This is a genomic window from Mycobacterium sp. E796, from assembly GCF_001672815.1.
In the GTDB taxonomy this organism is placed as follows: domain Bacteria; phylum Actinomycetota; class Actinomycetes; order Mycobacteriales; family Mycobacteriaceae; genus Mycobacterium.
Genome location: NZ_LZKK01000072.1, coordinates 1 through 7,126, shown reverse-complemented (window position 1 = coordinate 7,126; position 7,126 = coordinate 1). Strand labels below are relative to the sequence as shown.

The following is a 7,126-nucleotide window of genomic DNA, read 5'->3' as shown; positions in this document are numbered from 1 at the left end:
CCTTCTGCCTGGGCGCCCACCTCGCCCGGATGGAGGCCAGGGTGGCGCTGACCGAGTTGTTCAAGCGGATCCGCGGATATGAGGTAGACGAGGCCAACGCCGTCCGCGTCCACTCCAGCAACGTCCGCGGATTCGCTCACCTACCGATCACCGTGGAGGTCCGCTGAATGCCCCGCTTTGACCCGTTGCCCGAACGCCGGCCCACGATCGTTGCCGGCGCATCCTCCGGGATCGGGGAGGCCACCGCCATCGAACTCGCGGCGCACGGCTTCCCCGTCGCCCTGGGGGCCCGCCGGGTGGAAAAGATCAACGACATCGTCGGCAAGATCAACGCCGAGGGCGGCGAGGCGGTCGGATTCCACCTGGACGTCACCGACCCCAACTCGGTGAAATCCTTTGTGGCACAGTCGGTCGATGCGCTCGGTGACATCGAGGTGCTGGTGACCGGCGCGGGCGACACGTACTTCGGCAAGCTCGCCGAGATCACCACCGACGAGTTCGAATCGCAGCTGCAGATCCACCTCGTCGGCGCCAACCGGCTGGCCGCCGCCGTCCTCCCGGGCATGCTCGAACGTCAACGCGGCGACCTCATCTTCGTCGGCTCCGACGTGGCCCTGCGCCAGCGGCCGCACATGGGCGCCTACGGTGCGGCCAAGGCCGCGCTGCTGGCGATGGTCACCAACTTCCAGATGGAGCTCGAGGGCACCGGCGTGCGGGCCTCGATCGTGCACCCCGGCCCGACGAAGACAGCGATGGGCTGGAGCCTGCCGGCCGAGAAGATCGGCCCCGCACTGGAAGATTGGGCCAAGTGGGGCCAGGCCCGCCACGACTACTTCTTGCGCGCGGCGGACCTGGCGCGAGCCATCACGTTCGTCGCTGAGACGCCGCGGGGTGGCTTCATCGCGAACATGGAGCTTCAGCCCGAAGCCCCGTTGGCCGACAACAAACATCGCCAGAAGCTCGCACTCGGCGAAGAGGGGATGCCGTCATGACCACAGCGATTGTGCCGCGGGTGTCCGGTGGCGAAGAAGAGCACGGTCATCTGGAGGAATTCCGCACCGACCCGATCGGTTTGATGCAACGCGTGCGCGACGAGTGCGGCGACGTCGGCTGGTTCCAGTTGGCCGGCAAGCACGTCATCCTGTTGTCCGGCTCCAAGGCCAACGAATTCTTCTTCCGTTCCGCCGACGAGGATCTGGACCAGGCCGAGGCGTACCCGTTCATGACGCCGATCTTCGGCAAGGGCGTGGTCTTCGACGCCAGCCCGGAGCGGCGCAAGGAGATGCTGCACAACTCGGCGCTGCGCGGCGAGCAGATGAAGGGCCACGCCGCCACCATCGAGGGCGAAGTCAAGAAGATGATCGCGAACTGGGGCGACGAAGGCGAGATCGAGCTGCTCGACTTCTTCGCCGAGCTGACCATCTACACCTCGACGGCCTGCCTGATCGGGCTGAAGTTCCGCGAGCAACTCGACCACCGGTTCGCGGAGTACTACCACATGCTGGAGCGGGGCACCGACCCGCTGTGCTACGTCGACCCCTACCTGCCGATCGAGAGTTTCAGGCTCCGTGACGAGGCACGCGTGAAACTCGTTGCGCTGGTGCAGGAAATCATGGATCAGCGAATCGCGAACCCGCCCAAGGACAAGGCCGACCGCGACATGCTCGACGTGCTGGTCTCGATCAAGGACGAGGAGGGCAACCTGCGCTTCTCGGCCGACGAGGTCACCGGGATGTTCATCTCGCTGATGTTCGCCGGGCACCACACCAGCTCGGGAACCTCCGCGTGGACCCTGATCGAGCTGATCCGCCATCCCGAGGTGTACGCCGAGGTGCTGGCCGAGCTCGACGAGCTGTACGCCGACGGTCAGGAGGTGAGTTTCCATGCGCTGCGCTCGATTCCGAAGCTGGACAACGTGGTCAAGGAAACCCTGCGACTGCATCCGCCGCTGATCATCCTGATGCGGGTCGCCAAGGGCGAGTTCGAGGTCGAAGGCTTCCCGATTCACGACGGTGACTACGTCGCGGCCTCCCCGGCGATCTCGAACCGGATTCCCGAGGACTTTCCCGAGCCGGACGCCTTCAAACCCGACCGCTACAACAAGCCCGAGCAGGCCGACATCGTCAATCGCTGGACCTGGATTCCGTTCGGCGCGGGCCGACACCGCTGCGTTGGCGCCGCGTTCGCCCAGATGCAGATCAAGGCAATCTTCTCGGTCCTGTTGCGCGAGTACGAGTTCGAAATGGCGCAGCCCGCCGACAGCTACCACAACGACCACTCCAAGATGGTCGTCCAGCTCGCCCGGCCGGCCAAGGCCCGCTACCGCAAGCGCAGCGCGTAAGGAGTCAGTCCCATGGGCGGATTCAGGATCGAAGCGGATCTGGATTTGTGTCAGGGCCACGCCATGTGTGAATTGGAGGCGCCGGACTACTTCCGGGTGCCCAAGCGGGGCAAGGTCGAGATCCTCGACCCGGAACCGCCCGAAGACGCCCGCGCCGAAGTCGAGCGCGCGGTCGCTATGTGCCCAACGCAAGCACTATTCATCAAAGAGAAAGAAGACTGACAATGACGTCGGAGCCGTCACACTCACGCGCGGAACTCGAGGCATGGGTCGACCGGTGGCTGCAGGCCAACCGGGACTGCGAAAAAGCCGGAGACTGGAAGCCGCTGGCGGACTTCTACGCCAAGGACGCCACCTACGGCTGGAACATCGGTCCCAAAGAGGACGTGATGTGCGTCGGCGTCGACGAGATCCGCGACATCGCGCTCGGCCTGGAGATGGAGGGCCTGGAGAACTGGGTCTACGAGTACCAGAAGGTGCTCATCGACGAGAAGCAGGGCGAGATCGTCGGCTTCTGGAAGCAGATCGTCAACAAGACCGACGGCACCCAGGACGAGATCTACGGGATCGGCGGCAGCTGGTTCCGCCTCAACGGCGACCAGCTCATCGAGTGGCAGCGTGACTTCTTCGACTTCGGTCACGTCGCGAAGATGTTCGCGACCCTGATCGAGTCCGGCGATCTGTCCGCCGGCATGCAGAAACGCATCGAGCGCAGCCTGGCCGGCGAGAAGCTTCCCGGCTACTACCCCCTCGGACAAGCACCGGTACCCATCTGGTGATCTCCCGACCGGTTGGTGGTCCCCCCTTGTCGACAGCCCGGTGATGCAGGTCATAATGGTCTGCGAATGAGAACACGTTCTAAATTGCCGTCCGGCACCGGCCGGCCCCTTTCACCGACACTCGGGTCAGGGCATGCTGATGGAGGTCCTTCATGAAAACAAAAGGCGCGCTGATCTGGGAATTCAACCAGCCGTGGTCGATCGAGGAAATCGAGATCGGTGACCCGCAGGCGCACGAGGTCAAGATCCAGATGGAAGCGGCCGGGATGTGCCATTCGGATCACCATCTAGTTACCGGCGGCATCCCGATGGCGGGCTTCCCGGTGCTGGGCGGCCACGAGGGCGCGGGCATCGTCACCGAGGTCGGTCCCGGCGTCGAAGACATCGCCCCGGGCGACCACGTCGTGCTGTCGTTCATCCCGTCCTGCGGGTCCTGCCCGACGTGTCAGGCCGGCCTGCGCAACCTGTGTGACCTCGGGGCGGGGCTGCTCGGCGGCGCCGCGGTATCCGACGGCACCTTCCGCATCCAGGCCCGCGGCCAGAACGTCTTTCCCATGACGCTGCTGGGCACCTTCTCGCCGTACATGGTCGTGCACCGCAGCTCGGTGGTGAAGATCGACCCGTCGGTCCCGTTTGAGGTGGCCGCCCTGGTCGGCTGCGGTGTCACCACCGGCTACGGTTCGGCGGTCCGCACCGCCGACATCCGGCCGGGCCAGGACGTCGCCATCGTCGGCGTCGGTGGCGTGGGCATGGCGGCGCTGCAGGGCGCCGTCAACGCGGGCGCGCGCTACATCTTCGCGATCGACCCGGTGGAGTGGAAGCGCGATCAGGCCCTGAAGTTCGGCGCCACGCACGTCTACCCCGACATCAACGCCGCGCTGGCGGGCATGGCCGAGGTGACCTACGGCCTGATGGCCCACAAGGTGGTCGTGACGGTCGGCGAGCTGCACGGCGCCGACGTCGACGCCTACCTGAACATCACCCAAAAGGGCGGCACCTGCGTGCTGACCGCGATCGGCAGCCTGCTCGACACCAACGTGACCCTGAACTTGGCGATGCTCACCCTGATGCAGAAGAACCTGCAGGGCACCATCTTCGGCGGCGGTAACCCGCAATACGACATCCCGCAGCTGCTGTCGATGTACAAGGCCGGCAAGCTCAACCTGGACGACATGATCACCCGCCAGTACAAGCTCGAGCAGATCAACGACGGCTACCAGGACATGCTGGACGGCAAGAACATTCGCGGCGTCATCCGGTACACCGACGCCGACCGGTAATCCGACCGGTCCTCGGTGACCAGCTTTCCCCACCTCTTGGCGCCGGGACGAATCGGCGCCATGGCGGTGCGCAACCGGGTCGTCATGTCCCCGATGGAGACGATGTACGGCACCCCGGACGGGCTGCCGTCACAGCGCACTCGCGACTACTTCGCCGCGCGCGCCAAGGGCGGGGTCGGCCTGATCACGTTGGGCGCCACCGGGGTCGACCACCATCACCCCGAGACGCCCGGCGGCCTGCACCTGGCGACCGACGACGCGGTCGAGGCGCATCGGGCGCTGGTCGAGGCGGTGCACGAACACGGCGCCAAGATCCAGCCCCAGATCGTGCACGCCGGGCCCGACGGGCTCGGCCCGGAGATCTTCGGCGTCACCTCGCTGGGACCCTCGGTGATCCCGTCCTACCTCACCGGGCGGCCGTCGGCCGAGATCAGCAAGCGCCAGCTCTGCGAGGTGTTCGATCTGTTCAAGGCCGCGGCGCGCCGCGCCGTCGAGGCCGGCTACGACGGCATCGAGCTACACGCCGCGCACGGCTACATGCTGCTGGGGTCTTTTCTTGCCCCGCAACGCAATCGGCGGACCGACGACTACCGGGGCGACTCGTCCCGCGGGCGGGCGCGGGTGGTGCTGGAGGCGCTGGCCGCGATCCGCGCGGAGGTCGGCGACGCGCTGCCGATCACGTTGCGCATCTCCGGCTACGAGCGGGTCGCGGGCGGGCGGCCGATCTACGAAACCGCGCGGCTGGCCACCGCACTCGTCGCCGCCGGCGTGAGTGCGTTCCACGTCAGCGGCGGCGTGATCGACCGGCTCGTCACCGGGATGGTCAACGGCGCCGACGACGGCGACGAGCTCAATGTCGGCGCCGCGGCCGCGGTCAAGCAGGTGGTCGACGTGCCGGTGATCGCCGTGGGCCGCATCCACGACCCGGTGCGGGCCGAACGAATCCTGGCCGACGGGCGTGCCGATTTCGTCGCGATGGGGCGTCCACTGCTGGCCGACCCGGACCTGCCGGGCAAGCTGCGGTCCGGCCGAGCACACCGGGTCCGCAAGTGCATCTCGTGCGAAAACTGCATCGACGCAATGGAACAACGCTTCTCGGTCGACTGCGCCGTCAATCCCCGCACCGGCAAGGAGCGGGAGCTGGCCGCGCCGCGCGCCGACCGCGCCAAGCGCGTGGTGGTGATCGGCGGCGGTCCGGCCGGGCTAGAGGCCGCCCGCGTGGCCGCCGAGCGCGGCCACCGCGTGACGCTGTTCGAGCGCGGCGGCCAACTCGGCGGGTCCTTGCGGTGGGCGTCGGTCCTGCATCCGGAGAACCAGCCCTTCCTGCAATACCTGCGCGACGAGATCAAGGCCAGCACGGTGAAAGTTCTTTTGGGCCGCGGCGTTTCGGCCGACGAGGTGGCCGCGCAGGCCCCCGACGCGGTTGTGGTGGCCACCGGCGGGCACGTCGCGGTGCCGGTCATTCCCGGCGCCGACCTGCCGCACGTGCACACCGGTCCCGGGTTGCGCGAATTGCTCGATGGCCGACTGTTCGCCGGCCGGCGACAGCGGCTGGTGCACCCCGCCGCCTTCCGGCTGGCAAGTCGCGCGTGGATGCCGTTGGGCCGGCGGATCGCCATCATCGGCGGTGACCTGGTCGCTCTCGAACTCGCCGAGTTCCTCGCCGCCCGCGGCCGGTTCGTGTCAATTCTCGAGGCGGGCAAGGACATCGCGCCCGAGGTGGGCAACAAACGCAAGACCGAGCACATGGATCGCCTTGACCGGCTCGGCGTCACCGTGCACGTCCGCGCGGCCGTCGAAAGGATCACGACCCAGGCCGTGGTGTTCACGCCGGCCGGCGGCGCCACCCGGCACCTGGCCGCCGACAGCGTCGTCATCGCCGGCACGGTCCAGCCCGACACCGGCCTGTTCGACACACTGGTCGCCGCCATGCCGGGCGCCGAGGTGCACGCCGCCGGCGACTGCACCGGCCTCGGCCTCATCCGCAAAGCCACCGAGGAAGGCGCACGGGCCGCGTGCGCAATCTAGAGACAGGAGAACACCATGACCGAAACCGCTCAGGCCTCACCGGCACTGGCCGCGTCGCAATCCTCGTGGCGCTGCGTGCAAGCCCACGACCGGGAGGGCTGGCTCGCGCTGATGGCCGACGACGTCGTCGTCGAGGACCCGATCGGCAAGTCCGTCACCAACCCCGACGGCGACGGCGTCAAGGGCAAGGAGGGCGTCGCGGCCTTCTACGACAACAACATCGCGGCCAACCAGCTGACCATCACGTGTGAGGAAACGTTCCCGTCGAGTTCGCCCGACGAGATCGCCCATATCCTGGTGCTGCACAGCAAGTTCGAGGGCGGGTTCACCAGCACGGTGCGCGGGGTGTTCACCTACAAGGTCAACGACGCGGGCCTGATCACCAGCATGCGCGGCTACTGGAACCTCGACATGATGAAGTTCGGCAAGGAAGAGTAGCCGCTCAGCCGATGCGGCCGAGCCTGGTGAGGTTGCTGTAGCGTCAACATCTTCCGCTGAGGCCGCGAACGATCGGCGAAGGCGTCTTGTCACATCCGTCACGTTGGCCTCTGGCGGGAGGGATGCTCCTTCGTGCCCGCCTCGGAGCGACAATCCGGCCTGATCGAGTGTGCGCCTGCAGTTGTCGCTCACTGGTGGACAGTGTGTCGGTCGGTGGTTTCTGAATGGGTTGCTTTCACGATGATGTGTCGGTAGCCCCG

7 protein-coding genes and 1 pseudogene are annotated in these 7,126 nt (G+C 67.0%); all 8 read left to right on the top strand.

What is annotated here, in order from left to right:
• A pseudogene (locus A5706_RS32910) lies at window positions 1-167 on the top strand (cytochrome P450); the annotation flags it as partial.
• The gene (locus A5706_RS06630) at window positions 168-992 is read left to right on the top strand and encodes an SDR family oxidoreductase (protein WP_068128408.1); all 825 of its coding nucleotides are present in this window, start codon (window positions 168-170) and stop codon (window positions 990-992) included.
• The gene (locus A5706_RS06625) at window positions 989-2,341 is read left to right on the top strand and encodes a cytochrome P450 (RefSeq protein ID WP_068128406.1); all 1,353 of its coding nucleotides are present in this window, start codon (window positions 989-991) and stop codon (window positions 2,339-2,341) included. The genes A5706_RS06630 and A5706_RS06625 overlap by 4 nt, the downstream gene beginning before the upstream one ends.
• Before the next feature lie 12 nt (window positions 2,342-2,353).
• Window positions 2,354-2,563 (top strand): ferredoxin, encoded by a 210-nt coding sequence (locus A5706_RS06620; protein ID WP_068128405.1) that lies wholly within the window; start codon window positions 2,354-2,356, stop codon window positions 2,561-2,563.
• A 2-nt stretch (window positions 2,564-2,565) separates the two neighbouring features.
• Complete coding sequence (locus tag A5706_RS06615; protein WP_068128403.1) at window positions 2,566-3,120, top strand: hypothetical protein; 555 nt, start codon at window positions 2,566-2,568, stop codon at window positions 3,118-3,120.
• A 152-nt stretch (window positions 3,121-3,272) separates the two neighbouring features.
• Complete coding sequence (locus tag A5706_RS06610) at window positions 3,273-4,400, top strand: NDMA-dependent alcohol dehydrogenase (protein ID WP_067011255.1); 1,128 nt, start codon at window positions 3,273-3,275, stop codon at window positions 4,398-4,400.
• Window positions 4,401-4,415: 15 nt separating this feature from the next.
• On the top strand, window positions 4,416-6,428 hold the full coding sequence (locus tag A5706_RS06605) for an FAD-dependent oxidoreductase (RefSeq protein ID WP_068128402.1): 2,013 nt from the start codon (window positions 4,416-4,418) through the stop codon (window positions 6,426-6,428).
• A gap of 15 nt (window positions 6,429-6,443) precedes the next feature.
• Window positions 6,444-6,866 carry a ketosteroid isomerase family protein gene (locus tag A5706_RS06600; RefSeq protein ID WP_068128399.1) on the top strand — a complete coding sequence of 141 codons (423 nt, stop codon included), beginning with the start codon at window positions 6,444-6,446 and terminating at the stop codon, window positions 6,864-6,866.
• The last annotated feature ends 260 nt before the right edge of the window (window positions 6,867-7,126 follow it).